The organism is Conexibacter sp. CPCC 205762, assembly GCF_030646155.1.
Classification (GTDB): Bacteria; Actinomycetota; Thermoleophilia; order Solirubrobacterales; family Solirubrobacteraceae; genus Conexibacter.
In genome coordinates, this window is the sequence record NZ_JAUTDN010000013.1 from 89,053 (window position 1) to 115,173 (window position 26,121).

The following is a 26,121-nucleotide window of genomic DNA, read 5'->3' on the forward strand; positions in this document are numbered from 1 at the left end:
CGGCGTGAGCGCGCCGGAGTCGGACTGGACCTTCGCCGACGGCCCGTCGGTGCGGATGTCGTTGGCGATCGCGACCGCCGACCTGCGCGAGGCCGGCGTCGACAATCCGCGGCTCGACGCCGAGCTGCTGCTGGCCGATGCGCTCGGCACGACCCGCACCGCGCTGCACATGCACCCGGAGCGGATCCTCGGCCTGGCGCAGAGCGAGCGCTTCGCGGCGCTCGTCGCGCGGCGCCGCGCGCGCGAGCCGGTCGCCTACATTCGCGGCACGCGCGGCTTCCGCCACATCGACCTCGCCGTCGACCGGCGCGTGCTGGTGCCGCGGCCGGAGACGGAGCTGCTGGTCGAGGTCGCGCTCAACCTGCCGCTGCGGGCGCGCGTGCTCGACGTCGGCACCGGCAGCGGCGCGGTCGCGCTGGCGCTCAAGCACGAGCGGCCCGACCTGACGGTCGTCGCGACCGACCTGTCGAGCGACGCGCTCGACGTCGCGCGCGCCAACGCGCAGGCGCTGCGGCTCGACGTCAGCTTCGCCCAGGGCGACCTGCTGTCCGGCGTCGAGGGCGACTTCGACGCGATCCTCTCCAACCCGCCGTACGTGCCCGACGGCGACCGCGAGCAGCTCGAGCCGGAGGTCGCCGTGCACGAGCCGGCGCAGGCGCTGTTCGCCGGCGGCGACGGGCTCGACGTCGTCCGCCGGCTGACGGTCGAGGCGGCCGCGCGGGCGCCGTTCGTCGCCTTCGAGATCGGCGCCGGGCAGGCGCCGCAGGTCGGCGAGCTATTGCGCGCGGCGGGGATGCGCGAGGTGCGCGCGCACAGAGACCTCGCCGGGATCGAGCGGGTCGTCGTCGGCCGGCGAGACGGGTAGATGCTGCACGTGACCTCCGCCGCCGCTGTCGCCTTCGTCGCCGCCGCGTCCCTCGCCTCCGCCTCCGCCGAGCGCTGCCGATGAGCCCGTCGTTGACGAGCGCCGACGCCGCCGCCTTCGCGCTGACGATCGCCGCCGGCGGCGTCGCGGTCTTCCCGGCCGACACCGTCTACGGCCTCGCCGCCGCGCCCTCCGACGCGGCCGCCGTCGGCCGGATCTACGAGCTGAAAGGGCGGCTGCCGAGCAAGCCGGCGGCGCTGATGTGGTTCGACCGCGAGCGGGCGCTGTTCGCGCTGCCGTCGCTCGGCGCGCGCACGCGCGCCGCCTGCGAGCGGCTGCTGCCGGGCGGCGTGACGCTGCTGCTGCCCGACCCCGACGACGCCGAGGCCGCGCTCGGCCTGCGCGTGCCGGCGCTGAGCGGGCCGCTGGCGGCGCTGGCCGCGGTCGAGCTGCCGGTCGTGCAGTCGAGCGCCAACCGCTCCGGCGGCGCCGACCCGCGCACGCTGGCGGAGGTGCCGCGCGAGATCCGCGAAGGGGTCGACCTGGTGCTCGACGGCGGCCCGCTGCCGGGCACCTCCTCGACCGTGATCGACCTGCGCCGCTACGAGGCCGGCGGCGCGTGGGAGATCGTGCGCGAGGGCGCCGTCGCGCGCGCCGCGGTCGCCGCCGCGCTCGCCTGACTCACAACGCCCACGGCGGCGTGAACGCCTCGCCGTTCAGCTGCGCGCTGAAGCCGGCCGGGACGCAGACGGTCGCGGCCGCCGTCTCGCCGCCCTCGTTGGCGAGCGCGAAGGTCGTGCCGGGCGGGACGATCAGCGCGTCACCGGGGGAGAGCGCGTGGCGCTGCTCGCCGAGGGTCGCGACGAGCGCGCCGCTGCGCAGCACGAAGACCTCCTCCCGGTCGAGCGAGTGCGGCTCGCTGACGGCGCCGGGCGCGACCTCCAGCGCCCACACGGCCAGCTCGGCGGAGCCGCGCGAGGGGACGGCGAGCGGGCGGAAGGTGAAGTCGCCGCGCGAGAACTGCGGCGCGTCGGCGAGCGTGGCGATGGGCATGGCGGGCTCCGTTCGGCGCCGCCGCGCTCGGCGGCGGATAGTCAACTCAGTTGCCTAATAGTATCATCCGGTCAACCTGGTTGACTGGTTTGCGATGACACCGCTTCCCGACCCAGCCGTCGAGGGCACCTCCGCGCTGCTGCTCGCGATGGGCTTCCGCGCGCTCACCGACCGCTTCCACGAGCTGCTGCGCGAACAGGGCTACGAGCCGCTGCGCCCGGCCCACGGCTTCGTCTTCCGGCTGCTGCTCGAAGGTGAGCTCACGACGACCGCGCTCGCGGCCGAGCTGGAGCTGACCAGACAGGCGGCCGCGAGAGTCGTCGCCGAGCTGGAGCGGTGGGGCTACCTCGCGCGCGCGCCGCATCCGCGCGACGGCCGCGCCAGCGTGCTCGCGCTGACCGCGCGCGGGCGCGACTACGTCGCCCATGCCGACGCGCTGTGGGCGCGGGTCGAGCGCGAGTGGGCCGCGGTCGCCGGGGCGGAGGCCGTCGCGGGCGCCAAGACGGCGATCGCGGCCTGGGTCGGGCACGTCAGCAGAGAGGGGCGGGCCGCCCTGCGGCCGGTCTGGTGAGGGCGCCGCGGGCGCGCCGGCCGCGTCGGCGTCTGGTCGCGAGATCCTGCCGGTCGGGGTGCGCTGGTACCCTGGCCCCGCCGCCATGAAGATCGCCATCGCTTCCGACCACGCCGGCTTCGCGCTGAAGTCGCACGTCGCGCAGACGCTCGCCGCGCAGGGCCACGAGGTCGTCGACCTCGGCACCGACGGCAGCGACTCCGTCGACTACCCCCAGTACGCCAAGCCCGCCGCCGAGCTGGTCGCCGCCGGCGAGGCCGAGCGCGGCGTGCTCGTCTGCGGCTCCGGCAACGGCGTCGCGATCGTCGCCAACAAGGTCGACGGCATCCGCGCCGTCAACGCCCACGACGCCGACGAGGCGGAGATGTGCCGGCGTCACAACGACGCCAACATCGTCACCCTGTCGGGAGCGCGCCTGTCCGACGACGACGCCGACCTGATCGTCGCGCGCTTCCTCGACACGGACTTCGACGGCGGCCGCCACGCCCGCCGCGTCAACCAGATCACCGCGATGGAGAGCTCCGCATGACCGACCTGCCGTCCGACTTCTTCAACAAGCCGCTGGCCGAGGTCGACCCCGAGATCGCGGAGGCCGTCCAGCACGAGCTGGAGCGCCAGCAGAGAACGCTGGAGATGATCGCCTCCGAGAACTTCGTGCCCCAGGCCGTGCTCGAGGCGCAGGGCAGCGTGCTCACGAACAAGTACGCCGAGGGCTACCCCGGCCGCCGCTACTACGGCGGCTGCGAGTTCGTCGACGTCGCCGAGCAGCTCGCGATCGACCGCGCCAAGCAGCTCTTCGGCGCCGAGGCCGCCAACGTCCAGGCCCACTCCGGCGCCCAGGCCAACACCGCCGTCTACCACGCGCTGCTGCAGCCGGGCGACACGATCATGGGCCTCGAGCTGGCCCACGGCGGCCACCTCAGCCACGGCATGAGAATCAACGTCTCGGGCCGCCTGTACGACATCGCGCCGTACCAGGTCGACCGCGAGACGAGCCGGATCGACATGGACGAGGTCGCCAAGATCGCCCGCGAGCGCAAGCCGAAGCTGCTGCTCGCCGGCTGGTCGGCCTACCCGCGTCAGCTCGACTTCGCCCGCTTCCGCGAGATCGCCGACGAGGTCGGCGCGCTGCTGATGGTCGACATGGCCCACTTCGCCGGCCTCGTCGCCGCCGGCCTGCACCCGAGCCCGGTGCCGTATGCCGACGTCGTCACCTCGACGACGCACAAGACGATCGGCGGCGGCCGCGGCGGCCTGATCCTCTCCAGAGAGGAGCACGCCAGAAGACTCAACTCGGCGATCTTCCCGGGCCAGCAGGGCGGCCCGCTGGAGCACGTGATCGCCGGCAAGGCGGTCGCGTTCAAGATCGCGATGAGCGACGCCTTCAAGGAGCGCCAGCAGCGCACGATCGCCGGCGCTCAGGCGGTCGCGAGCGAGCTGCTCGCCGACGCCGACAGCGGCGTCAGCGTGCTGACGGGCGGCACCGACGTCCACCTCGTGCTGGTCGACCTGCGCGCGTCCGAGCTCGACGGCCAGCAGGCCGAGGACCGGCTGCACGAGATCGGCATCACGGTCAACCGCAACGCGGTCCCGTTCGACCCGCGCCCGCCGATGGTCTCCAGCGGCCTGCGCGTCGGCTCGCCCGCGCTCGCCACGCGCGGCTTCCAGCAGGACGACTTCGAAGAGGTCGGCAAGCTGATCGCGGCGGCGCTGACGCCGGAGTTCGAGGCGCGCAAGGGCGAGCTGGCCGAGCGCGTCACCGCGCTCGCCGACAAGCACCCGCTGTACGCGCACCTGAACGCCCCCGCACACGCCTGACAGGCGCCTCGCCGCGTCTGGCGGCGTCCTCGGTCGCTCACGGGCTGGCGCCCGCCACGCTCCCTGCGTCCTTGCCAGACACGACGATCCACCTGTCATCAACGCCGTGGTCCTCCAGCCCTGCCAGACTTCGAGATCGGCATGAACGAGCTTGACGCCGTCTTCGCCTTCGTCGTCGCTCTGGCAGTGGCGGCCGTGACGACCCCGTTCGTCGCCAAGCTGGCGATGCGGATCGGCGCGGTCGACGAGCCGCGCGAGCGCGGGCTGGCCTCGCGCGTGACGCCGCTGCTCGGCGGTCTCGCGATCCTCGCCGGTGTGCTGGTCGCCTCCGCGATCTGGCTGCCGATCACCGAGGAGACGCGCGGGATCCTGCTCGGCGCGGCGCTGATCGCCGCCGTCGGCGCGATCGACGACGTCGTCGAGCTGGCGCCGCAGTGGAAGCTGCTCGGCCAGATCGTCGCCGCGGTCATCCCCGTCGCGGCGGGGGTGAAGGTCGGCAACATCACCTTCCCGTTCCTCGGCGCGCTCGACTTCGGCGCCGCCGGCGGCGTGTTGACGGTGCTCGGCCTCGTCGCGCTGATGAACGTCGTCAACTTCTCCGACGGCGTCGACGGGCTCGCGGCCGGCGTCTGCGCGATCAGCGCCGTCGCCTTCTCGATCATCGCCTTCGACCTCGGCCGCACCGGCGCCGGCGTGCTGGCGGCGATCGTCGCGGGCGCCGCGCTCGGCTTCCTGATCCACAACTTCCACCCGGCGTCGATCTTCATGGGCGACTGCGGCGCGCTGCTGCTCGGCTTCCTGCTCGGCTGCGTCGCGATCCAGGGCTCGCTCAAGACCAACGCCCTGATCGCGCTCGTCGGCCCGCTCGCGATCCTCGCCGTGCCGTTCCTCGACACCAGCTTCGTCGTCGCGCGGCGGCTCAAGTACGGCCGCGCGCCATGGTCGGCCGACGCCCAGCACTTCCACCACCGCTTCTCGCGGATCGGCTTCAGCCAGCGGCGGACCGTGCTCTACCTGTACGCCTGGACGGTGCTGCTCGCGGGCCTCGCGGTCGCGATCCGCTTCATCCCGTACACCGACAATCACGGCAGCTTCAACCTCGGCTGGACGCTCGTGATCGCGGCGCTGCTGCTGTTCGTGCTCGGCGCCAGCATCTACCTCGTGATGGTGCTGGAGATCCTCAAGCTGAAGCGGCTGCGCTCATGGCAGATGCGCCGCGCCGATCCGGAGACGACCGAGCACGAGATCGACGTCAGCGTCGGCAGAGAGCTGGAGACCGGCGAGTTCGAGGCGGTCCGTCAGCGGACCGCGCCGTAGACGGCGCTGAGCCAGATCCGCAGCAGCGCGTCGACGAACTGCTGCTCGTCGATCTCCTCCGCCTGGACCAGCCGCTCGTAGGCGCTGCGCTCGGTCATCCACGCGAGCGCGAACGCGGTCGCCTTCGCCGGCACCGACGGGTCGGCTCTGCCGGCGGCCTGCTCGCGCTCGATCCGCGCCTGCGTCGAGTCGGCGAAGCGGCCGACGAGCGCGCGCCAGAACGTGGCCGCCTCCTCGTCGTAGGCGGCCGCCTCGACGACCGCTCTCAGCAGCGCCGGGTGCCGTCTGTAGATGCCGACGACCTTCGCGATCGCGGCGCGCAGCTCGGCCTCGCCCTCGCCGTCGCCGCTCCACCACCGCCCCGCCTCGGCGAACAGCTCCTCGGCGACGCCGGCGGTCAGCCGCATCAGCAGCTCGCGCTTGTCGCGGAAGTAGAAGTAGAAGGCGGTGCGGGAGATGCCGGCGCGGGTGGCGATGCGCTCGATCCCCAGCTCGGCGAAGGAGGCGCCCTCGTCGAGCAGCGCCTCGGTCGCCTCCAGCACGCCGCGCTCGACGGCGGCGCGCTTGCTGGCCTGCGCCTCGGTGCGGCGCGTGAGGGACGTCATCGCCTTCACACTAGCGTCAGCGTGGCGACCCCGGCGCTGCCTTCCGTGTAGCCTCAGTCCGACGCGCGGGCGCGCCCGCGCGAGTGACTGGTCACGACTGTCACGAAGTTGTTACAAGCCGCGTGGAGTCGGTAAGCTCTCCATAAGCCCACTAGGCAGCCAGTCTCCGCAAGGCCCGCGGGGACGGATGTGCCGCTCGTGGGTTCTTTTTACGTTCTGGCGGCAACCGCCCATCATGTGTCCCCCCGACTTCAACGATCAGCCCGAAGATGAACGACCGCCCGCCGACACGGGGGGCCGTCGCCGGCTCGATCCTGCTCGCCGCGATTCTGCTGTGCGCCGGCGTCGGAGTTGGGGTCGGGGCGCTCGTGGGCGCGCCTGTCCCGCTGCTGATCATCGGGCTGGGCGTCGGATTCGCCGTCGGCATCGCACTGGTGCGTGCGCACTTCAGTGACCTCTGACAACTGAGACCGATGAAACTCCTCCGTCAACTCGACGTCGTCCTGCTGCTGCTCGCGCTGCCCGTCTTCATCGTCGCCGAACTGCCCCTGCTGGGCTGGGCCGCGACGTCGATCGCCTGGATCGCGCAGAAGGCGCTGCAGGCGTTTCTCGAGCGCCGAGCCGCCCAGGAAGAGGACGCCAGACGCTTCTTCGGCTTCATGGCCGGCTCGTTGATCGGACGTTCTTGGCTGCTTGCCCTTACGATCTTCGCCGTCGGCATCGCCGACCGCGACGCCGGCCTCGCCGCCGCAGTGCTCGCGCTCGCCGTCTTCACCGTCTATCTCGCCATATCACTCATCATGCGTGCCCCGCAGAACCACTCGGAGCGAACCTCTTGAACCTGCGCAGTCATCCCCGCTCGCTGCTGGCGTCGCTGACGACGCTCGTGGGCGTCCTGCTGCTGGCGCCAGGAGTGGCGTCGGCCGCCGACGAGCCCGCGCTCAACCCGTCTGACGAGTTCGCGCTCCCGCCCTGGATCTCGATCAGAATCGGCGGCCTGGACCTGTCGATCAACAAGGCGGTCTTCTACGTCGTGGTCGCGACGATCCTCACCTGCGTCGTGATGATCTACGCCGCCCGCCGCATGGCGACCCGCCCGAGCGGACGCCTGCAGGTCGTGCTCGAGGGCGCCTTCGGCCTCATGCGCGACAACATCACGCGCGGCAACATGGACTCGAAGATGGCGGCGAAGTGGTTCCCCTTCATCGCCACGCTGTTCCTCTTCATCTGGTTCTCGAACATGATCGGGTACATCCCGATGCCGACGAACACGCACGAGAAGTTCAGCCTCTTCGGGCTCGAGATCCCCTCGTTCGCGCTCTACGCCGCGACGGCCAACATCTCGGTCCCGCTCGTGCTCGCGCTCGTCGTGTGGATCTCCTACCACGTCGAGGGCATCCGCGTGCACGGCCCGCTCGGCTACGTCCGCAGCTGGGTCCCGAAGGGCGTCGAGGGCTTCATGGTCGGCCCGATCCTCGCGATCGAGGCGCTGTCGCACTTCGTCCGCCTGATCTCGCTCTCACTGCGTCTGTTCGCCAACATCCTCGCCGGCCACCTGCTGATCCTGTTCATGGCGGGCGGCCTCGTCGTCCTGCTCGGGATGGGCGTCTTCGGCTCGGTGATCCTGGGTGTCTCGACCGGCACGCTGGCGGTCGTCTTCTTCCTCTTCGAGATTGGCCTGGTCGCGACGCTCCAGGCATTCATCTTCAGCACTCTTACCGCGATCTACCTTGGCGGCGCCGTCGCCGAGGAACACTAAGGAGAACCCGCAAGTGGACCTGATCCTGATCACCGCACAGGCCGCCGTCGACGCCGCCACCGCCACTGGCGAGACGGCCGGCCGCGCGATCGGCCTCGGCCTCGGCACCGGCCTCGCCGCGCTCGGTACGGGCATCGGCCTCGGCTTCATCTTCGGCAAGACGATCGAGGCTGTGTCGCGTCAGCCCGAGCTGAGAAACGACATCCAGTCGATCCAGTGGCTCGGCTTCGCGCTCACCGAGGCGACCGTCTTCTACGGGTTCATCGCCGGCCTCATCGCCTTCTTCGTCTGATCCCATGTTCGCCGCCATCGACACCATCGCGGCGCCCCTCGTCCTGGCCGCCACGTCGACCGAGGACGACGGGCTGAACCCGCTCGTCAGAGTCGTCCCCGGCCTGATGATCTGGACGCTGCTGGCGTTCGTCGTCGCGATGCTGGTGCTGCGCAAGTACGCGTGGCCCCAGATCACCAGAATCCTCGACCAGCGCCAGACGCAGATCGAGGACTCGATCGACGCCGCCGAGCGCACGCGTCAGGAGGCCGACGAGCTGCTGGCCGAGTACCGCCAGCGGCTGGCCGAGGCGCGCGCCCAGGCCGACGAGATCGTCGCCAAGGCGGAGCGTGCCGGCGAGGTCGCCGAGCGCGAGGCGCTCGACGCGGCGAAGGAGAAGCGCGAGGACCTGCTCGAGCAGACCAAGCGCGACATCCAGGCCGAGACGCAGCGCGCGATCCAGGAGATCCGCCGCGAGGTCGCCGACCTCACCGTCCAGGCGACCGAGAAGGTCACGAAGAAGACGCTCAACCCCGACGACCAGAAGCGGCTCGTCGAGGAGGCGCTGGCGGAGCTCGACTTCAGCGCTCTGTCCGGCGATCGGCGGAACTAGGTCACCATGGAAGAGATCGCCCAGGTCTACTCGCGCGCGCTGTTCGAGGTTGCCAAGGAGCACGGCAAGCTCGACGACGTGCGCGAGCAGCTCGGCCAGTTCACCGACGCGCTCGAGCAGAACCGCGATCTCGCGGTCTTCTTCTTCTCCCCGTATTTCTCGACGGAGGAGAAGAAGGACGGCCTGCGCAGATCGGTCGAGGGCGCCGACACGACGTTCCTCAACTTCCTCGAGACGCTGCTCGAGCGTCACCGCATGCCTGCGATCTATCGCATCCGTGCGGAGTACGAGCGGCTCTGGGACGAGGAGAACAAGCTGCTGCCCGTCGAGGTCACCAGCGCGATCGACCTCGACGAGGCGACCGTCAAGAACCTCGGCGACCGCATCGGCGAGCAGACCGGCCAGCGCGTCGAGCTGACGAGCAAGGTCGATCCGTCGATCCTCGGCGGCATCGTCCTGCGGGTCGGGAACCAGATCCTCGACGCCTCGATCAAGCACCGCCTGGACCAACTTCGCAAGCACGTCGCGCAGGCGTAACCGCCCGCCCTAGGAGCCAAAGAACCCCACCATGCAGATCAAGCCCGACGAGATCACCTCCATTCTGAAGAGCCGCATCGAGGGCCTCGACAGCGGCAGCGCCGACCTGACCGAGGTCGGCACCGTTCTGTCCGTCGCGGACGGCATCGCCCGCGTGCACGGGCTCGAGAACTGCATGTCGTTCGAGATGCTCGATCTCCCCAACGACGTCACCGGCCTCGCGCTCAACCTCGAGTCCGACAACGTCGGCGTCGTGCTGTTCGGCGACTGGCAGACGATCGTTGAGGGCGACACGGTCAAGCGGACCGGCAGACTGCTCGAGATCCCGGTCGGCGAGGCCCTCCTGGGCCGCATCGTCGACCCGCTCGGCAACCCGCTCGACGGCAAGGGCGACATCGTCACGAGCGAGACGCGCCCGGCCGAGTTCAAGGCTCCCGGCGTCGTCCAGCGCCAGCCGGTCACCGAGCCGATGCAGACCGGCCTCAAGGCCGTCGACGCGATGATCCCGATCGGCCGCGGCCAGCGCGAGCTGATCATCGGCGACCGCCAGACGGGCAAGACGGCGATCGCGATCGACACGATCATCAACAACAAGGACTCGGGCGTCGTCTCGGTCTACGTGGCGATCGGCCAGCGCCTGGCGACCGTCGTCGGCATCGCCGAGACGCTCGCCGAGAACGGCGCGCTCGACTCGACGATCATCGTCGCCGCCGCCGCTGACGAGGCCGCTCCGATCAAGTTCATGGCGCCGTACGCCGGCGCCGCGATGGCGGAGTACTTCCTCTACAAGGGCAGACACGCGCTGGCGGTCTACGACGACCTCACCAAGCACGCCTACGCCTACCGCCAGATGTCGCTCCTGCTGCGCCGCCCGCCGGGCCGCGAGGCGTACCCGGGCGACGTCTTCTACCTCCACTCGCGCCTGCTGGAGCGCTCGGTCAAGCTCAACGACGAGCTCGGCGGCGGCTCGATGACGGCGCTGCCGATCATCGAGACGCAGGGCGGCGACGTCTCGGCCTACATCCCGACCAACGTGATCTCGATCACCGACGGTCAGATCTTCCTCGAGCCGAAGCTGTTCTTCTCGGGCGTCCGCCCGGCGATCAACGTCGGCATCTCCGTCTCCCGCGTCGGCGGCAACGCGCAGATCAAGCCGATGAAGAAGGTCGCCGGCAAGATCAAGCTCGAGCTGTCGCAGTTCCGCGAGCTGGAGGCGTTCGCGCAGTTCGGCTCCGACCTCGACGCCGACACGCAGAAGACGCTCGCGCGCGGCAACCGGCTCGTGCGCACGCTGAACCAGAACGAGCGCTCGCCGCTCGCCGTCGAGGACCAGGTCATCCAGCTGTACGCCGCCACCAACGGCTTCCTCGACCGCATCGCCGTCGACAAGGTCGAGAAGTTCCTCGTCGACCTGACCCGTCGCGCGCACTCCGAGGCCGGCGAGCTGCGCACGAAGATCGCGGGCGGCGACTGGTCCGAGGAGACCGAGAAGGGCGTCCACGCGCTGGTCGAGTCGTTCGCGAGCGACTTCGGCTACGACCTCGACGAGGAGGGCCAGCCGCTGGAGAACGCGGCCCCGGCCGCCCCGAAGCGCGAGCAGGAGGCCGCGGCGGTCTGATCGCGCCTCACGCGCGACCAGAACCGACCCGCAACCCACCATGGCTCAGCGAGACGTCAAGAACCGCATCGCGTCGGTCAAGAACATCCAGAAGATCACCCGCGCGATGGAGATGGTCGCGGCGGCGCGCCTGCGGCGCGCCGAGACGCGGATCGCCGCCCTGCGCCCGTACGCAGGGGCGATCCGCCGCATGACACGGCAGGCGGCGGAGGCGGCCGGCGACGTGCCGGCGCTGCCGATCCTCGCCGATCGCGAGCAGGAGGAGCGCGTCGCGCTGCTGCTGGTGACCGCCGACCGCGGTCTCGCCGGCGCCTTCAACTCGCAGATCATCCGCGCCGGGATCAGAGCCGGCGACGACCATGTCGCCGGCGGCCGCGAGGTCGTCTACTACGCGACCGGTCGCCGCGGCCTCTCGTCGCTGACCTTCCGCAACCGCGCTCCCGAGCAGGCCTTCACCGGCTTCACGGAGCGCCCGTCGTACGCCAACGCGCGCGAGATCTCGCACGCGCTGACGGCCGCCTACGTCGACGGCAAGGTCGACCGCGTCGAGATCCTCTACAACGGCTACATCTCGCCGATGTCGCAGGAGGTCCGCCGCGAGACGCTGCTGCCGCTGCAGAAGGCGACGATTCTCGACGCGCACGAAGACGACGCGCACGCGGCCGGCGAGAGCAACGCGCACGCGCTCGTCGACTACGAGCCGGAGCCGGAGGAGATCCTCGAGCGGCTCGTGCCGGACTACGTCGAGATCTCGATCTTCCGCGCACTGCTCGAGTCGACCGCCTCGGAGCTGGGCGCGCGCATGACCGCCATGCGCAGCGCCTCCGACAACGCCGGCGAGATCATCGACGACCTCACGCTCGAGATGAACCGCGCCCGTCAGGCCGAGATCACGCAGGAGATCATGGAAGTCGTCGCGGGCGCCGAGGCGCTCGGCTAGCCAGTGACGCTCAAGGAGAACCCGAAACCAATGTCAGCCACCGCAGAGACCCAGAACAAGAACGTGGGGCGGATCGAGGAGATCCAGGGCGTCGTCATCGAGGCCGTCTTCCCTGATCAGCTGCCGCACATCAACAACGCGATCGAGATCGACGTCGAGGGCGGCGTCCTCGTCTGCGAGGTGCAGCAGCACCTCGGCGACGACCGCGTCCGCGCGGTGGCGATGGACTCGACCGACGGCCTCGCCCGCGGCGTCCAGGTGCGCGACACCGGCGGCCCGATCACGGTCCCGGTCGGTCGCGCGACGCTCGGCCGCATCTTCAACGTGCTCGGCGAGCCGATCGACCTCGGCCCCGACGTCGAGGCCGACGAGCGCCGTCCGATCCACGCGCCGGCCCCGAAGGTCGAGGAGCTGACGCCGACGACCGAGATGTTCGAGACCGGCATCAAGGTCATCGACCTGCTCGCGCCGTACGCCAAGGGCGGCAAGGTCGGCCTGTTCGGCGGCGCCGGCGTCGGCAAGACCGTCCTCATCCAGGAGCTGATCGACAACCTCGCGCGCGAGCACGGCGGCCTGTCGGCCTTCTGCGGCGTCGGCGAGCGTTCCCGCGAGGGCAACGATCTCTGGCTCGAGATGAAGGAGTCGGGCACGATCGACAAGACGATGCTCGTCTTCGGCCAGATGAACGAGCCTCCGGGCGCGCGCATGCGCGTCGCGCTGTCGGGCCTGACGATGGCGGAGTACTTCCGCGATCAGGGCCAGGACGTGCTGCTCTTCATCGACAACATCTTCCGCTTCGTGCAGGCCGGCTCGGAGGTCTCCGCCCTCCTCGGCCGCATGCCGTCGCAGGTCGGCTACCAGCCGACGCTGGAGTCGGAGATGGGCCAGCTGCAGGAGCGCATCACCTCGACCCGTCAGGGCTCGGTCACCTCGGTGCAGGCCGTCTACGTCCCCGCCGACGACCTCACCGACCCGGCGCCGGCCTCGGTGTTCGCCCACCTCAACGCGACGACCGTGCTCTCGCGGTCGATCTCGGAGAAGGGCATCTACCCGGCCGTCGACCCGCTCGACTCGACCTCGACGATCCTCAAGCCGGACATCCTCGGCGAGGAGCACTACGAGGTCGCCAACCAGGTGAAGGAGATCCTGCAGCGCTACAAGGAGCTGCAGGACATCATCGCCATCCTCGGCATCGACGAGCTGTCGGACGAGGACAAGGTCATCGTCCAGCGTGCCCGCAAGGTCGAGCGCTTCCTCTCGCAGCCGTTCCACGTCGCCGAGCAGTTCACGGGCCTGCCGGGCTCCTACGTGCCGATCGCCGAGACGATCCGCGGCTTCAAGGAGATCATCGAGGGCAAGCACGACGACCTGCCCGAGCGCGTCTTCCTGCTCAAGGGCACGATCGACGACGTCGTCGAGGCCGCGAAGCAGGGCTAGGGACGAGCCGTGGCCCGCACCACCTTCAAGGTCGAGGTCCTCACCCCCGAGGGTGAGGTCTTCAACGACGAGGTCGAGATGATCGCGACCAAGACGGTCGAGGGGTCGATCGGCATCCTCGCCAAGCACCAGCCGCTGCTCGCGATGCTCGACCCGGCGGAGCTGCGGCTCTACCGCAGCGAGAGCGAGATCGTCACGCTCGCGCAGGGCGAGGGCTATCTGCAGGTCGCCGAGGACGGCGGCGTGCTGATCCTCGTCGAGGAAGCGCACGAGCCGGCGCAGCTCGACACGGCCGACCTCAGCGAGAAGCTGCGGGCCGCGGAGGAGGCGTACGCGAGAGCGGACGCCCACTCCGAGGAGCAGCGCCTCGCCGCGCGCGACAAGCGCCGCTGGGAGGCCTTCCAGCGGATCGCCTCCGGCTCCTAGCGAGCCGCGCGCAGCACCGACTGCCCGGAGGGCCCGCTCGTCGCCGAGCGGGCCCTTCGTCGTCTCGGAAGCGGGCTGGTCCTGCGCGATCTCTATCCTGGATCGACCGTGGTCGACGAACGCGCGCTTGCCGAACGCCTCATCACGTACGACACGTCGCGCGCCGAAGAGCTCGCGGCTGCGGCCGCGTTCGTGCGCGGCTGGCTGGAGGCGCGCGACATCGAGGTGCGCGAGCAGGCCCACAACGGCCTGCCGGTGCTGACCGCCGAGGTCGGGCCCGCCGACGCGCCGACGGTGATCTTCCACGGTCATCTCGACGTCGTGCCGGGACTGGAGTCGCAGTACGTGCCGAAGGTCGAGGGCGACCGCCTGATCGGGCGCGGCGCCTACGACATGAAGGGCGGCCTCGCGTCGATGATGTGCGCGCTGAAGGACTGCGCCGACCAGCGCGAGGTCTGCGTCCGCTTCCTCTGCGTGCCCGACGAGGAGTCCGAGGACGTCGACGCGCGCTCGACCGACGAGGTCGTCGCGGCCGGGCTCAGAGGCGACTTCGCGATCACCGGCGAGCCGACCGACCTGCACATCGGCATCCAGGCGAAGGGCGTGCTGGCGATGCGGATCGACGTCGCCGGCCGCTCGGCCCACGGCTCGACCCCGTGGCTCGGCGACAGCGCCGTGCTGAAGGCGTTCGACGTCTTCCGCCGGATCGAGGCGCTGCCGTTCTCGCGCGAGTCCTCGGAGCTGTTCGACCGCCCCTCGATCAACCTCGGCCGGATCGCCGGCGGCGACGCCTTCAACAAGGTGCCCGACCACTGCGAGATGGTCGTCGACGTGCGCTACCTGCCCGGCCAGGACCCCGGCGCGATCCTCGCCCAGATCCGCGCGATGGAGGGCGTCACGGTCGAGCCGACGCTGACGCGGCCGCCGGCGCACGTCTCGCGCACGAACCCGTACGTGCGCGCGCTGCGTGACGCGATCGCGCGCACGCTCGACGACGAGGCCGTCTCGGTCGGCCGCGACGGCGCCTCCGACGCCGTCTCGTTCCTGGAGGCCGGGATACCGGCGATCGAGTTCGGTCCCAGCGGCGCCGGCCACCACGGCCCCGACGAGTGGGTCTCGCTCTCCTCGCTGACGCGCTACCGCACCGCGCTCGCTGACTTCGTCCGCACGCTGCCCGCCTGGCTGCAGCAGGACCGCAACACGGAGCCCGGCGGCGGGTTGCACGCCATCGAGGGAGGACTCGCATGAGCTACGACCCCTACGAGGACGACGACTTCCCGCGCCGCGCGCGGACCGGCACCTGGCTGCGCTTCCTGTTCGCGGCCGTGCTGATCATCGTCCTGACGGCGGGCGCGACGGCGACGGCCGGCCTGCTGAACGTGCAGAAGTTCGTCGACGACCTGAAGGCCGGCGGCACGATCAGAGGCGCCGAGAGAGTGATCACGCGCGCCGACGTCGGCGATCCGCAGACGATCCTGCTGATCGGCTCCGACCACCGCTACGACGCGGCCAGAAGAGACGCGCGCTCGGACACGATGATGCTCGTGCGGATCGATCCCGACGCGGCCGCGACGACGGTCCTGTCGATACCGCGCGACCTGAGAGTCACGTACACCGACGCCCAGGGGCTCGTGCACGGGCCGGCGAAGATCAACGAGACGTACACGGTCGGGGGAGAGGCGCTGACGGCCGAGGTCATCAGAACGCTCTTCAGAATCCCGATCAACCACATAGCCAACATCAACTTCAGAGGCTTCCGCGAGGCGATCGACGCGATCGGCTGCGTCTACGTCGACGTCGACCAGCGCTACTACCACTCGAACATCGGTCTGGCCGCCTCGCAGCAGTACGCCGAGATCAACATCAATCCCGGCTACCAGATGATGTGCGGCACGAGAGCGCTCGACTACGTCCGCTACCGCCACACCGACTCCGACCTCGTGCGCGGCGCGCGCCAGCAGGACTTCCTGCGCCAGATCCGCTCGCAGTACGACGCCAACGACTTCGTCAACGACCCGCACAAGCTGACGAAGATCATCGGCAGACGGATGCAGACCGACAAGGACCTGCAGTCGGCCTCGGCGCTGATCCAGCTCGCGCAGCTGGTCGCCTTCTCGGCCAGCAAGCCGATCCAGCAGGTCGCGATCACGCCGACCTACACGACCGGCAGCGACGGCGCCTCCTACGTCGAGGCGGGCGAGAGCGAGATCGCGCGCGTGCGCGAGGAGTTCCTGCACCCGGACGCCGCGCCGGCGCCGCCCAGGCAGCAGAGAAGCGGCGGCGGCAAGAAGGGCAGAGGCAGACGCTCCCGAGCGGCGAGATCGCCGTCGGCGCCGACGCCGGAGAGCCTCGGCCTCTACGACATGACGCAGACGGGCAAGGACTACACGATCCAGCTCGGGCCGATGAACTTCCCCGTCTACTACCCGCGCTACCTGCCCAACTCGGCCGGCTACATGACGCCGAACACGGGCGCCGAGGGCGGCTACCCGATCAAGTACAAGACGAAGGCGCCGGACGGCAAGATGAAGCAGTCCTACCGCCTCGTCGTCAGCTACGGCGATCCGGGCAACTACATGGGCGTCCAGGGGACGACCTGGAAGAATCCGCCGATCCTCAACAACCCCTCGTCGGACCACCGCACGATCAACGGCAAGAAGCTCGACCTGTACTACGACGGCAGAAGACTGCGCCTGGTCGCGTGGAGAACGCCGCAGGCCGTCTACTGGATCTCGAACACGCTCGAGAAGAGACTCTCCAACGATCAGATGCTCGCGATCGCCGGGTCGCTCACGCGCCTCGGCGGCAGGTGAGCCCGCCTAGTAGGCTTCGCCGCCGCATGAACCAGGAACAGCAGCGCGAACCGATCGCCGTGATCGGCACCGGCTACGTCGGACTGGTGACGGCCGCCGGCTTCGCAGAACTCGGGAACGACGTCTGGTGCGTCGACATCGACGCCGCCAAGATCGAGCGCCTCAATCGCGGCGAGATCCCGATCTACGAGCCCGGTCTGGCCGAGTCGATCGCCGCCAACAGAGAGCGCCTCCACTTCTCGACGGAGCTGGCGCCGGCGCTGGAGCACGCGCGCCTGCTCTTCGTCGCCGTCGGCACGCCGCCGACCTACTCCGGCGACGCCGACCTCTCCGCCGTCCACGCCGTCGTCGACGCGATGCCGGTCTCCGACCGCCACGCGCTGGTGATGAAGTCGACCGTCCCGGTCGGCACCGGCGAGTCGATCAAGCGCGCCTTCGCCGAGCGCGGCAAGGGCGGCTTCCGCTACGTCTCCTGCCCCGAGTTCCTCAAGGAGGGCTCTGCGCTGGAGGACTTCCGCCACCCGGACCGCGTCGTCGTCGGCGACGACGGCGACTGGGCCGGCCAGGCGGTCGCCGACCTCTACGCGCCGCTCGGCGCGCCGCTCGTGCGCACCGACGTGCGCAGCGCCGAGATGGTCAAGCTCGCCTCCAACGCCTTCCTCGCGACGAAGATCTCGTTCATCAACGAGATCGCCAACGTCTGCGAGGAGACCGGCGCCGACGTCGAGGAGGTCGCGCGCGGCATGGGCCTCGACGAGCGCATCGGCGCGAAGTTCCTGCGCCCCGGCATCGGCTACGGCGGCTCCTGCTTCCCGAAGGACGTCAGCGCGCTGAAGCTGCTGGCCGGCAACTCCGGCTACCACTTCCAGCTCCTCAACGCGGTGATCGAGGTCAACGAGCTGCAGAAGCGGCGCGTGATCAGAAAGCTGCAGAAGCACCTCGGCACGCTCGTCGGCAAGCGCATCGCGCTGCTCGGGCTCGCCTTCAAGGCGAACACCGACGACATGCGCGAGGCCTCCTCGCTGGTGCTCTCCTCGCGGCTGCAGGGCGAGGGCGCGATCGTCGCCGCCTACGACCCGCTGGCCGAGGAGGAGGCGCGCAAGCTGATGCACGGCGTCGAGTTCGCCGAGTCGGCGCTCGGCGCGCTCGACGGCGCCGACGCGGTCGTGCTCGTGACCGAGTGGCCGGAGTTCGCCGAGATCGACTGGGCCTCCGCGCGCGAGCGCGTCGCCGGCGCGGTCGTGATCGACGGCCGCAACCATCTCGACCCGCAGACGGTCCGCGCTGCGGGGTTCGTCTACGAGGGCGTCGGGCGAGGCGGCTGAGCGAGGTGGTGCTGACGTGCAGGCTCTGATCCTGGCGGGCGGCGAGGGGACGCGGCTGCGGCCGCTGACCGCGACGGTGCCGAAGCCGGTCGTGCCGCTCGTCGACCGGCCGTTCGTGGCGTTCATGCTCGACTGGCTGCGCGGGCACGGCGTCGACGACGTCGTCATCTCCTGCGGCTTCCTCGCCTCGGGCGTCCGCAACGTGCTCGGCGACGGCAGCGCCTACGGCGTCAGGCTGCGCTACGTCGAGGAGCCGAGACCGCTCGGCACCGGCGGCGCGATCAAGTTCGCCGAGTCGCTGCTGGACGAGCGCGTGCTGATCCTCAACGGCGACGTGCTGACCGACATAGACCTGACCGAGCAGCTGGCGCAGCACGAGGCGACGAAGGCGGCGCTGACGCTGGCGCTGATCGCGGTCGACGACCCGTCGGCCTACGGCCTCGTCAGACTCAACGACGACGACAGCGTCTGCGCCTTCCTCGAGAAGCCGAGCCCGGACCAGATCGACACCGACCTCGTCAACGCCGGCGCCTACGTGCTGGAGCGCTCGGTGCTCGACGAGGTGCCGGCCGGCCGCAACGTCTCGATCGAGCGCGAGGTCTTCCCGCGGCTGGTCGACGACGGCCTCTACGGCTACACGTCGAGCGGCTACTGGCTCGACATCGGCACGCCGCAGCGCTACCTCGAGGCGACGCACGACATCCTCGACGGCGCCGTCAAGACGCCGGTCCCGGACGGCTACGACAGCCGCAACGTCGCGCTCGCGCCCGACGCCGAGGTGCACGGCCGCGTCGTCGGTCCGGCCTTCGTCGGCGCCGGCGTGAGGATCGCCAGAGGCGCGCTCGTCAGCGGCCGCACCGTGCTCGGCCGCAACGTCGAGATCGGCCCCGGCGCGCACGTCGACGGCGCGGTCGTGCTCGACGGCGCGGTCGTCGGCGCGGGCACGAGCATCACGCACGCGATCGTCGGCCCCGGCGCCCAGCTCGGCCCGCACTGCCGCATCGGCGAGGGCGTCGTGCTCGGCGAGGGCGTCGTGCTCGGCAGAGAGAACCACCTCGCCGCCGGCGCGCGGCTGTTCCCGAACGTGTCCCTTCCTGACGGAGCGATCAAGTTTTGAGCGATCTCAGCCGTGCCGCCGTCGAGGCGGTCGACGCCAGCAAGCAGGTCGACGACGTGCTCGGGCTGCCCGACCACCTGCGCGACGCGCTGTGGCGGGTCGAGTCGGCGAGACTGACCCCGCACGACTCGCGCGGCGGCTTCATCGTCGCCGGCATGGGCGGCTCTGCGATCGGCGGCGCGCTCGCGCGCGCCGTCCTCGGCGACCGCGCCTCGCGTCCGATCGCGATCGCGCGCGACTACGGGCTGCCGGCCTGGACGACCGACGAGTCGACCGTCCTCTGCGCCAGCTACTCCGGCAACACGGAGGAGACGCTCGCCGCCTACGAGGCGGCCGGCGTGATCGGCGCGCAGCGGATCGTCGCGACGACCGGCGGCAAGCTCGCCGCCGCCGCGCGCGAGGACGGCGTGCCGGTGATCCCGCTGCCGGGGATGTTCCAGCCGCGCGTCGCGGTCGGCTACATGCTCGTGATCGCGCTCGAGGTCGCCGCCCTCAGCGGCGCCGCCGAGTCGCTGCGCTCGGAGATCGACGTCGCCGCCGCGCACATCGAGTCGCTCGTGCAGGAGTGGGGGCCCGACGGCGCCGAGGACTCGCTCGCGAAGGAGATCGCGCGCGGCCTGCACGGCACGATCCCGCAGATCGCCGGCGCCGGCCTGACGGCGCCGATCGCCTATCGCTGGAAGACGCAGCTGAACGAGAACGGCAAGACGCCGGCGTTCGCGACCGAGCTGCCGGAGCTGAACCACAACGAGCTGGTCGGCTGGCAGGGCGCGGCGGAGCTTGGCCGCTTCAGCGCCGTCTTCCTCGACGACTCCGACCTGCACCCGCGGATCCGCCAGCGGATCGAGCTGACGCGCGGCCTGATCAGCCCCACCGCGGCCGCCTCCTACCGCGTCGAGGGGCGCGGCGAGACGCGCACCGAGCGGCTCGTCTCGCTCGTCCTGCTGGGCGATCTCGTGTCGCTCTACGTCGCCGTCCTGCGCGGGATCGACCCGACGCCGGTCGACGCGATCGAACGGCTCAAGACGGTGCTGGCCGGCGGCTGAGGCCGTCATCGCGGGGCGGCTGCGCGCCGCCCCGCCCAAAACCTTGACACACCTCTGGTAAGGTTGGGCGCCGCCGATGACGACGGACGCGCTGACGATCCACGAGTCCGCGGAGACGACCGGCTGGTCGCCCCGCATGCTGCGCTACATCGAGCGCAGCGGTCTCGTCGTTCCCGCGCGCTCGGCGTCCGGCTACCGCCTCTACGGCGCTGCCGAGCTGCAGCGCCTGCGGACGCTGAAGGAGCTGCTCCAGCGCTTCGATCTCGGCCTCTCGGACGTCGTCTTCGCGCTTCGCCTTGGCCAGGACGCGCAGCTGCGCGGCGAGGTCGAGGAGTGGCTCAGCGCCGAGCCCGCCAAGCCAGACGACGTCGCCGGCGACGACTGGCTCAGCTGGGAGCAGGACAAGCACCAGAAGCTGCTCGCGGCCGCCGCCGCCCAACCCGCCACCACCGCAGACCCAACCGGAGGAACCATCGGATGACCGCCACGTCCACGCAGCACGACTTCAAGGTCGCCGACCTCTCGCTGGCCGCCTTCGGCCGCAAGGAGATCGACCTCGCCGAGCACGAGATGCCCGGCCTGATGTCGATCCGCAAGGAGTTCGCCGCGACGCAGCCGCTCAAGGGCGCGCGCATCATGGGCTCGCTCCACATGACGATCCAGACCGCCGTCCTGATCGAGACGCTGACTGCTCTCGGCGCCGAGGTCCGCTGGGTCTCCTGCAACATCTTCAGCACCCAGGACCACGCCGCGGCCGCCGTCGCCGTCGGTCCGGAGGGCACGCCCGAGGATCCCAAGGGCATCCCCGTCTTCGCCTGGAAGGGCGAGACGCTGGAGGAGTACTGGTGGTGCACCGAGCAGGCCCTCACGTGGCCCGGCGAGGACGGCCCGAACATGATCCTCGACGACGGCGGCGACGCCACGATGCTCGTCCACAAGGGCACCGAGTTCGAGGCCGCCGGCGCCGTGCCGGACCCCTCGACCGGCGAGTCCGAGGAGTTCCAGGTCTTCCTCACGCTGCTGCAGAAGTCGGTCGCGGCCGACCCGCAGAAGTGGACGAAGATCGGCGAGGGCATCAGAGGCGTCACCGAGGAGACGACGACCGGCGTCCACCGTCTCTACGAGATGACCGAGGCCGGCACGCTGCTGTTCCCGGCGATCAACGTCAACGACTCGGTCACGAAGTCGAAGTTCGACAACCTCTACGGCTGCCGTCACTCGCTGATCGACGGCATCAACCGCGCGACCGACGTGATGATCGGCGGCAAGGTCGCCGTCGTCTGCGGCTTCGGCGACGTCGGCAAGGGCTGCGCCGAGTCGCTCCGCGGCCAGGGCGCGCGCGTCATCGTCACCGAGATCGACCCGATCTGCGCGCTCCAGGCCGCGATGCAGGGCTACGAGGTCGCGACGCTCGCCGACGTCGTCGGCAGCGCCGACATCTTCATCACGACGACGGGCAACAAGGACATCATCACCGTCGCCGACATGGCGAAGATGAAGCACCAGGCGATCGTCGGCAACATCGGCCACTTCGACAACGAGATCGACATCGCCGGCCTGACGAAGTACGACGGCATCGTCCGCGAGACGGTCAAGCCGCAGGTCGACGAGTGGCGCTTCCCGGATGGCCACACGATCATCATGCTGTCCGAGGGCCGCCTGCTGAACCTCGGCAACGCGACCGGCCACCCGTCGTTCGTGATGTCGAACTCGTTCACGAACCAGACGATCGCCCAGATCGAGCTGTTCACGAAGCCGGGCGAGTACGAGAAGCGCGTCTACGTGCTGCCCAAGCACCTCGACGAGAAGGTCGCCCGCCTCCACCTCGACGCGCTCGGCGTCAAGCTGACGACGCTCAGCGACGAGCAGGCCGCCTACATCGGCGTCCCGGTCGACGGCCCCTACAAGCCCGACCATTACCGGTACTAAGCCACCCCAGAAGCGCGGCGGCGCCCCGGCGCCGCCGCACCATGACGTAGCCGACCTCGGCCTCGCCGAGGTCGGTCAGGCGCGCGTCGAGTGGGCTGACGCGCGCATGCCCGTGCTGCGCTCGATCCGCCAGCGGTTCGAGCGCGAGCGGCCGCTGGAGGGCGTGCGGATCGCCGTCTGTCACCACGTCACGACCGAGACGGCCGGGCTCGTGCGCACGCTCAGCGCCGGCGGCGCCGAGGTCGCGCTGTGCGCCTCCAACCCGCTCTCGACGCAGGACGACGTCGCCGCCGCGCTCGTCGAGCGCGCCGGGATCTCCGTCCACGCGATCCAGGGCGAGGACATGGCGACCTACTACGACCACATCGAGCGGGTCGTCGACACCAGGCCGCACGTCACGATGGACGATGGCGCCGACGTCATCTCGGTCCTCCACAGCCGTCGCACCGAGCTGCTGAGCGAGATCGTCGGCGGCACGGAGGAGACGACCAGCGGCGTGCTGCGGCTGCGCGCGCTGGAGGCCGAGGGCAAGCTCGGCTTCCCCGTGGTCGCCGTCGGCGCCGCTCAGACCAAGCGCTTCTTCGACGACCGTTACGGCACCGGCCAGTCGACGCTCGACGGCATCCTGCGCGCGACCAACACGCTGCTCGCCGGCCGCGTCGTGGTCGTCTTCGGCTACGGCTGGACCGGCCGCGGGATCGCCCTGCGCGCCCGCGGCGCCGGCAGCCAGGTCGTCGTCTGCGAGGTCGATCCGCTGCGCGCGCTGGAGGCGAAGCTGGACGGCTTCGAGGTCGCGGCCGCGCTCGCCGCCGCCGCCAAGGGCGACGTCTTCATCACCGCCACCGGCAACCGCGACGTCGTGCGGCGCGAGCACTACGAGCTGATGCGCGACGGCGCGCTGCTCTGCAACGCCGGCCACTTCGACGTCGAGCTGAGCCTCGCCGACCTGCGCGCGGTCGCGCCCAGATCGCAGCTCGTGCGCGAGCACGTCGAGCAGTTCGTCACCGCCGACGGCCGCCGCCTGCACCTGCTGGCGCAGGGCCGCGTCGTCAACCTCGCCGCCGCCGAGGGCCACCCGGCCGCGGTGATGGACGTCGCCTTCGCCAACCAGGCGCTCGCGGCCGAGTACCTCGTCCGCAACGCCGACCGGCTGCAGCCGCGCGTGCTGGAGGTCCCGCGCGCGCTCGACCACGAGATCGCGCGCCTCACGCTCGCCTCGCTCGGCGTCGAGATCGACGAGCTGACCGACGAGCAGCGCCGCTACCTCACCTCCTGGGAGATCGGGACGTAGCCGCACGCGACCGGCCGGTCGTACACAATTGGCCCGGTGCGCATCTCCGCGAAGACCGACTACGCCGTCCGCGCCGCTGTGGAGCTGGCCGCGGTCACCGACGAGCACCCGCTCAAGAGCGAACGGATCGCGCAGGCGCAGGGGATACCGCTGCGCTTCCTCGAGAACATCCTCGTGCAGATGCGCCAGGGTGGGATCGTCATCTCCAGACGCGGCGCCGAGGGCGGCTACCGGCTCGCCGAGCCGGCCGACCAGATCACCGTCGCCGACGTCATCCGCGCGATCGACGGGCCGCTGGCCGCGGTCGCGGGGGAGCGCCCCGAGAAGCTCGCCTTCGACGGCACCGCCGAGCCGCTGCGGGACGTCTGGGTCGCCGTCCGCGCCAGTCTGCGCGACGTGCTGGAGCACGTGACGCTCGCCGACCTCGCCGCCGGGGCGCTGCCCGAGGCTGTGAGATCGCGCACCTCGGACCCCGACGCCTGGCTGACCCGCTAGCCTCACGCAGCGATGAAAGCCATGGTCCTCGCAGCGGGGCTCGGTACGCGCCTCCGCCCGCTCACGTACGAGATCCCGAAGCCGATGGTCCCGGTCCTCGACCGGCCCGTCATGGCGCACATCGTCGATCTGCTCGAGCGTCACGGTTACGACGAGATCGTCGCCAACCTGCACTACTTCCCGGACACGATCCGCCAGTACTTCGGCGACCGGATCGTCTACCGCGAGGAGCCGGAGCTGCTCGGCACCGCCGGCGGCGTGCGCAACTGCGCCGACTTCTTCGGCGAAGACATCTTTCTCGTGATCTCCGGCGACGCGCTCACCGACATCGACCTGTCGGCCTTCGTCGCGCGCCACAAGGAGGCCGGCGGCGTCGCGACGCTCGCCGTCAAGCGGGTCGCCGACACGAGCCAGTTCGGCGTCGTGCTGCACGACGACCAGGGCCGCATCACCGGCTTCCAGGAGAAGCCGGCGCCGGAGGAGGCGCTGTCGGACCTCGGCAACTGCGGCATCTACCTGTTCGACCCGAAGATCTTCGACTACTTCCCCGACAGGCGGTTCGTCGACTGGGCCAACGACGTCTTCCCTGCGCTGCTGGCGCAGGACGTGCCGTTCCACATCCACGAGATCGACGAGTACTGGAACGACGTCGGCTCGCTGGCTGAGCTGAAGGACGGCACCTTCGACGCGATGCGCGGCGAGCTGCACCTCGAGGTCGAGGGCGAGCCGATCGCCGAGGACGTCGTCGCCGGCGAGGGCACGACGCTCGACGGCGCGACGCTGATCGAGCCGCCGGTCTGGATCGGCCGCGACGTCAAGATCGGCGACGGCGTGCGCCTGCAGGGCCCGCTCGTGATCGGCGACGGCGCCACGATCGGCGACGGCGCGGCGCTGAAGGACGCGGTCGTGCTGCCCGGCACCGAGATCACGCCGGGCGGCATCCTGATCGGCGCGATCGCCGGCAGCACCGGCATCGTCGACCGTCTGCGCCCGCGGCAGTAGCCGCCGGCGCACGTTCAGCCCGCCGCTCGGGCCTCAGTCGGCGGCGGGCTTCGCGGCGGCGCGCGCCGCCGCCTCGCGCGCGGCGGCGATCTCGTGCGGCGAGCCTATCTCGCCCGGCGTCACCGCCTCGCGGGACGCGGTCTGCGCCGCCTTCTGCGCCTCGCGGTCGGCGAAGCGCTCGGCGCGGACGTCGGCCTTGTCGGCCTCGTTCAGCATCCGCACGAACAGGAAGGCGATCGCGATCCCCATCACGACCGCCTGCTCGATCGCCATGATCGCGCCGGCGAGCGCCTGGTCGCTGGTCGGCGAGAGGCCCCAGAACTCGGGCTGGTTCTCGTAGAACTCGTAGATCGCCTCGGGCGCGAACGTCAGCAGGATGCCGAGGAAGCCGACCGTCACCTTCGTGCTGAGCATGTAGACGATCGGCGTCATGCCGTCGCGGCGCAGGCGCGTCGAGACCGGCGACAGCAGGTGCCACCAGTAGAGGAAGCCGGCGGTGCTGAAGGTGAGGTGCTCGAGCACGTGCACGCCGCTGTGCTCGGCGGCGGCGTTGTAGAGCGCCGGGATGTGCCAGACCCACATCGCGGCCGTGTAGAAGAAGACGGCGAAGATCGGCGCGGCCAGCAGCCAGACGCGCGTCTCGACCTTGTGGATCCAGCGCGTCGCCGGCCGCAGCAGCACCTTCGTGAAGCCGAGGATGATCAGGATCGGCGCGACGTCGAGCAGCAGCATGTGCTGGACCATGTGCATCGCGAGGATCTGCTCGCCGAGCGTGTCGACCGGCGACATCAGCGCGATCGCGAGGATCGCGATCCCGAGCAGGAAGACGAGCAGGCGCCAGACCTCTGGCGGATGCGGCTCGTCAGGGGTGCGGCACTGGCGCCAGCGCCAGACGTAGACCGCGGCGTAGGTCAGCAGCGCGATCACGACGCCCGGCGCGAAATTCCACGATGCGTCCGGAGACATGCGCGTCGATTGTCGCAGTCATGCGGTTGCGACGGCACAGCGAACTGCGCGACGCTGATCGGGATGGCATCTCGCCGCCCGCCAGCCGCCTCTGGCGCGCGCCCGCCCGCCGCGGCCCCGCGCCCGCCAGCCGCCTCGGATGCGCCGCCGCCCGCCCCGCGCCCGCCAGCCGTCTCGGATGCGCCGCCGCCCGCCCCGCGCCCGCCAGCCGCCTCGGATGCGCCGCCGCCCGCCGCGCGCGAGCGTGCCGCGGACCTGCTGCTGCGCGCCCGCGACGAGCTGCTGGCCGCGCTCGCGCCGCCGGCCT

30 protein-coding genes are annotated in these 26,121 nt (G+C 70.8%); 27 read left to right on the top strand and 3 right to left on the bottom strand.

Features of this window, described 5'->3' with window-relative positions; all coding sequences use genetic code 11:
* The first annotated feature begins 4 nt into the window (after window positions 1-4).
* On the top strand, window positions 5-865 hold the full coding sequence (gene prmC / locus Q7L73_RS12805; protein WP_304691386.1) for a peptide chain release factor N(5)-glutamine methyltransferase: 861 nt from the start codon (window positions 5-7) through the stop codon (window positions 863-865).
* An 80-nt stretch (window positions 866-945) separates the two neighbouring features.
* Window positions 946-1,545 (top strand): L-threonylcarbamoyladenylate synthase, encoded by a 600-nt coding sequence (locus Q7L73_RS12810; RefSeq protein WP_304691387.1) that lies wholly within the window; start codon window positions 946-948, stop codon window positions 1,543-1,545.
* 1 nt (window position 1,546) lies between these two features.
* Here Q7L73_RS12810 and Q7L73_RS12815 read toward each other — a convergent pair whose 3' ends face one another.
* Window positions 1,547-1,918, bottom strand: a complete 372-nt coding sequence (locus Q7L73_RS12815; protein ID WP_304691389.1) for a cupin domain-containing protein — start codon at window positions 1,916-1,918, stop codon at window positions 1,547-1,549.
* Window positions 1,919-2,012: 94 nt separating this feature from the next.
* Between Q7L73_RS12815 and Q7L73_RS12820 the strand changes: the two genes are divergently transcribed.
* The 4 genes from Q7L73_RS12820 to Q7L73_RS12835 all read left to right on the top strand — a co-directional run bounded on the left by Q7L73_RS12820 (window position 2,013) and on the right by Q7L73_RS12835 (window position 5,624).
* Complete coding sequence (locus tag Q7L73_RS12820; RefSeq protein ID WP_304691390.1) at window positions 2,013-2,489, top strand: MarR family winged helix-turn-helix transcriptional regulator; 477 nt, start codon at window positions 2,013-2,015, stop codon at window positions 2,487-2,489.
* An 85-nt stretch (window positions 2,490-2,574) separates the two neighbouring features.
* Window positions 2,575-3,018, top strand: coding sequence for a ribose 5-phosphate isomerase B (gene rpiB, locus Q7L73_RS12825; RefSeq protein ID WP_304691392.1), 444 nt, complete (start codon window positions 2,575-2,577; stop codon window positions 3,016-3,018).
* Window positions 3,015-4,307 (top strand): serine hydroxymethyltransferase, encoded by a 1,293-nt coding sequence (glyA, locus tag Q7L73_RS12830; RefSeq protein ID WP_304691393.1) that lies wholly within the window; start codon window positions 3,015-3,017, stop codon window positions 4,305-4,307. The genes rpiB and glyA overlap by 4 nt, the downstream gene beginning before the upstream one ends.
* Before the next feature lie 141 nt (window positions 4,308-4,448).
* Window positions 4,449-5,624, top strand: a complete 1,176-nt coding sequence (locus Q7L73_RS12835; protein ID WP_304691395.1) for a glycosyltransferase family 4 protein — start codon at window positions 4,449-4,451, stop codon at window positions 5,622-5,624.
* Here the strand turns inward: Q7L73_RS12835 and Q7L73_RS12840 are convergent.
* Window positions 5,606-6,229: a TetR/AcrR family transcriptional regulator gene (locus tag Q7L73_RS12840; protein ID WP_304691396.1), complete on the bottom strand. Its 624-nt coding sequence runs from the start codon at window positions 6,227-6,229 to the stop codon at window positions 5,606-5,608. The genes Q7L73_RS12835 and Q7L73_RS12840 overlap by 19 nt on opposite strands.
* Before the next feature lie 269 nt (window positions 6,230-6,498).
* Between Q7L73_RS12840 and Q7L73_RS12845 the strand changes: the two genes are divergently transcribed.
* The 20 genes from Q7L73_RS12845 (at window position 6,499) to Q7L73_RS12940 (ending at window position 24,848) form a co-directional block, all read left to right on the top strand.
* Window positions 6,499-6,690, top strand: coding sequence for a hypothetical protein (locus Q7L73_RS12845; RefSeq protein ID WP_304691397.1), 192 nt, complete (start codon window positions 6,499-6,501; stop codon window positions 6,688-6,690).
* A gap of 12 nt (window positions 6,691-6,702) precedes the next feature.
* Entirely contained in the window at window positions 6,703-7,068 is a 366-nt protein-coding gene (locus Q7L73_RS12850; protein ID WP_304691398.1) for a hypothetical protein, read from the top strand.
* Window positions 7,065-7,988 (top strand): F0F1 ATP synthase subunit A, encoded by a 924-nt coding sequence (gene atpB, locus Q7L73_RS12855; RefSeq protein WP_304691399.1) that lies wholly within the window; start codon window positions 7,065-7,067, stop codon window positions 7,986-7,988. The genes Q7L73_RS12850 and atpB overlap by 4 nt, the downstream gene beginning before the upstream one ends.
* Window positions 7,989-8,001: 13 nt before the next feature.
* A complete protein-coding gene (gene atpE / locus Q7L73_RS12860) occupies window positions 8,002-8,280 on the top strand; it encodes an ATP synthase F0 subunit C (RefSeq protein ID WP_304691401.1) in 279 nt (92 codons plus the stop codon).
* A gap of 4 nt (window positions 8,281-8,284) precedes the next feature.
* Window positions 8,285-8,872 carry a F0F1 ATP synthase subunit B gene (gene atpF, locus Q7L73_RS12865; protein ID WP_304691402.1) on the top strand — a complete coding sequence of 196 codons (588 nt, stop codon included), beginning with the start codon at window positions 8,285-8,287 and terminating at the stop codon, window positions 8,870-8,872.
* 6 nt (window positions 8,873-8,878) lie between these two features.
* Window positions 8,879-9,409, top strand: coding sequence for an ATP synthase F1 subunit delta (gene atpH / locus Q7L73_RS12870; RefSeq protein ID WP_304691403.1), 531 nt, complete (start codon window positions 8,879-8,881; stop codon window positions 9,407-9,409).
* A 31-nt stretch (window positions 9,410-9,440) separates the two neighbouring features.
* A complete protein-coding gene (atpA, locus tag Q7L73_RS12875; protein WP_304691405.1) occupies window positions 9,441-11,027 on the top strand; it encodes a F0F1 ATP synthase subunit alpha in 1,587 nt (528 codons plus the stop codon).
* A gap of 40 nt (window positions 11,028-11,067) precedes the next feature.
* Window positions 11,068-11,967: an ATP synthase F1 subunit gamma gene (gene atpG, locus Q7L73_RS12880; protein ID WP_304691406.1), complete on the top strand. Its 900-nt coding sequence runs from the start codon at window positions 11,068-11,070 to the stop codon at window positions 11,965-11,967.
* A 30-nt stretch (window positions 11,968-11,997) separates the two neighbouring features.
* Window positions 11,998-13,404 carry a F0F1 ATP synthase subunit beta gene (gene atpD, locus Q7L73_RS12885; protein ID WP_304691408.1) on the top strand — a complete coding sequence of 469 codons (1,407 nt, stop codon included), beginning with the start codon at window positions 11,998-12,000 and terminating at the stop codon, window positions 13,402-13,404.
* A gap of 9 nt (window positions 13,405-13,413) precedes the next feature.
* Entirely contained in the window at window positions 13,414-13,830 is a 417-nt protein-coding gene (atpC, locus tag Q7L73_RS12890; RefSeq protein WP_304691409.1) for an ATP synthase F1 subunit epsilon, read from the top strand.
* A gap of 108 nt (window positions 13,831-13,938) precedes the next feature.
* Window positions 13,939-15,078 carry a M20 family metallopeptidase gene (locus Q7L73_RS12895; protein WP_304691411.1) on the top strand — a complete coding sequence of 380 codons (1,140 nt, stop codon included), beginning with the start codon at window positions 13,939-13,941 and terminating at the stop codon, window positions 15,076-15,078.
* On the top strand, window positions 15,075-16,643 hold the full coding sequence (locus tag Q7L73_RS12900) for an LCP family protein (RefSeq protein WP_304691413.1): 1,569 nt from the start codon (window positions 15,075-15,077) through the stop codon (window positions 16,641-16,643). The genes Q7L73_RS12895 and Q7L73_RS12900 overlap by 4 nt, the downstream gene beginning before the upstream one ends.
* A gap of 26 nt (window positions 16,644-16,669) precedes the next feature.
* Window positions 16,670-17,968: a UDP-glucose/GDP-mannose dehydrogenase family protein gene (locus Q7L73_RS12905; RefSeq protein ID WP_304691414.1), complete on the top strand. Its 1,299-nt coding sequence runs from the start codon at window positions 16,670-16,672 to the stop codon at window positions 17,966-17,968.
* 16 nt (window positions 17,969-17,984) lie between these two features.
* A complete protein-coding gene (locus tag Q7L73_RS12910; RefSeq protein WP_304691416.1) occupies window positions 17,985-19,085 on the top strand; it encodes an NDP-sugar synthase in 1,101 nt (366 codons plus the stop codon).
* Window positions 19,082-20,131 (top strand): bifunctional phosphoglucose/phosphomannose isomerase, encoded by a 1,050-nt coding sequence (locus tag Q7L73_RS12915; protein ID WP_304691417.1) that lies wholly within the window; start codon window positions 19,082-19,084, stop codon window positions 20,129-20,131. The genes Q7L73_RS12910 and Q7L73_RS12915 overlap by 4 nt, the downstream gene beginning before the upstream one ends.
* A 76-nt stretch (window positions 20,132-20,207) precedes the next feature.
* Window positions 20,208-20,612 (top strand): MerR family transcriptional regulator, encoded by a 405-nt coding sequence (locus Q7L73_RS12920; protein WP_304691418.1) that lies wholly within the window; start codon window positions 20,208-20,210, stop codon window positions 20,610-20,612.
* Window positions 20,609-22,060, top strand: coding sequence for an adenosylhomocysteinase (gene ahcY / locus Q7L73_RS12925; RefSeq protein WP_304691419.1), 1,452 nt, complete (start codon window positions 20,609-20,611; stop codon window positions 22,058-22,060). Before Q7L73_RS12920 ends, ahcY begins: the two co-directional genes overlap by 4 nt.
* A complete protein-coding gene (locus Q7L73_RS12930; protein WP_304691431.1) occupies window positions 22,047-23,351 on the top strand; it encodes an adenosylhomocysteinase in 1,305 nt (434 codons plus the stop codon). Before ahcY ends, Q7L73_RS12930 begins: the two co-directional genes overlap by 14 nt.
* A 36-nt stretch (window positions 23,352-23,387) precedes the next feature.
* Window positions 23,388-23,846: an Rrf2 family transcriptional regulator gene (locus Q7L73_RS12935; protein ID WP_304691421.1), complete on the top strand. Its 459-nt coding sequence runs from the start codon at window positions 23,388-23,390 to the stop codon at window positions 23,844-23,846.
* A 12-nt stretch (window positions 23,847-23,858) separates the two neighbouring features.
* A complete protein-coding gene (locus Q7L73_RS12940) occupies window positions 23,859-24,848 on the top strand; it encodes an NDP-sugar synthase (protein ID WP_304691423.1) in 990 nt (329 codons plus the stop codon).
* A gap of 33 nt (window positions 24,849-24,881) precedes the next feature.
* On the opposite strand, the gene Q7L73_RS12945 is transcribed toward Q7L73_RS12940, so the two are convergent.
* The gene (locus Q7L73_RS12945; RefSeq protein WP_304691425.1) at window positions 24,882-25,814 is read right to left on the bottom strand and encodes a cytochrome c oxidase assembly protein; all 933 of its coding nucleotides are present in this window, start codon (window positions 25,812-25,814) and stop codon (window positions 24,882-24,884) included.
* A 63-nt stretch (window positions 25,815-25,877) separates the two neighbouring features.
* On the opposite strand from Q7L73_RS12945, the gene Q7L73_RS12950 reads away from it, so the two are divergent.
* Window positions 25,878-26,121 (top strand): hypothetical protein (locus Q7L73_RS12950; protein WP_304715569.1); only part of this gene is annotated, 244 nt, incomplete at its 3' end.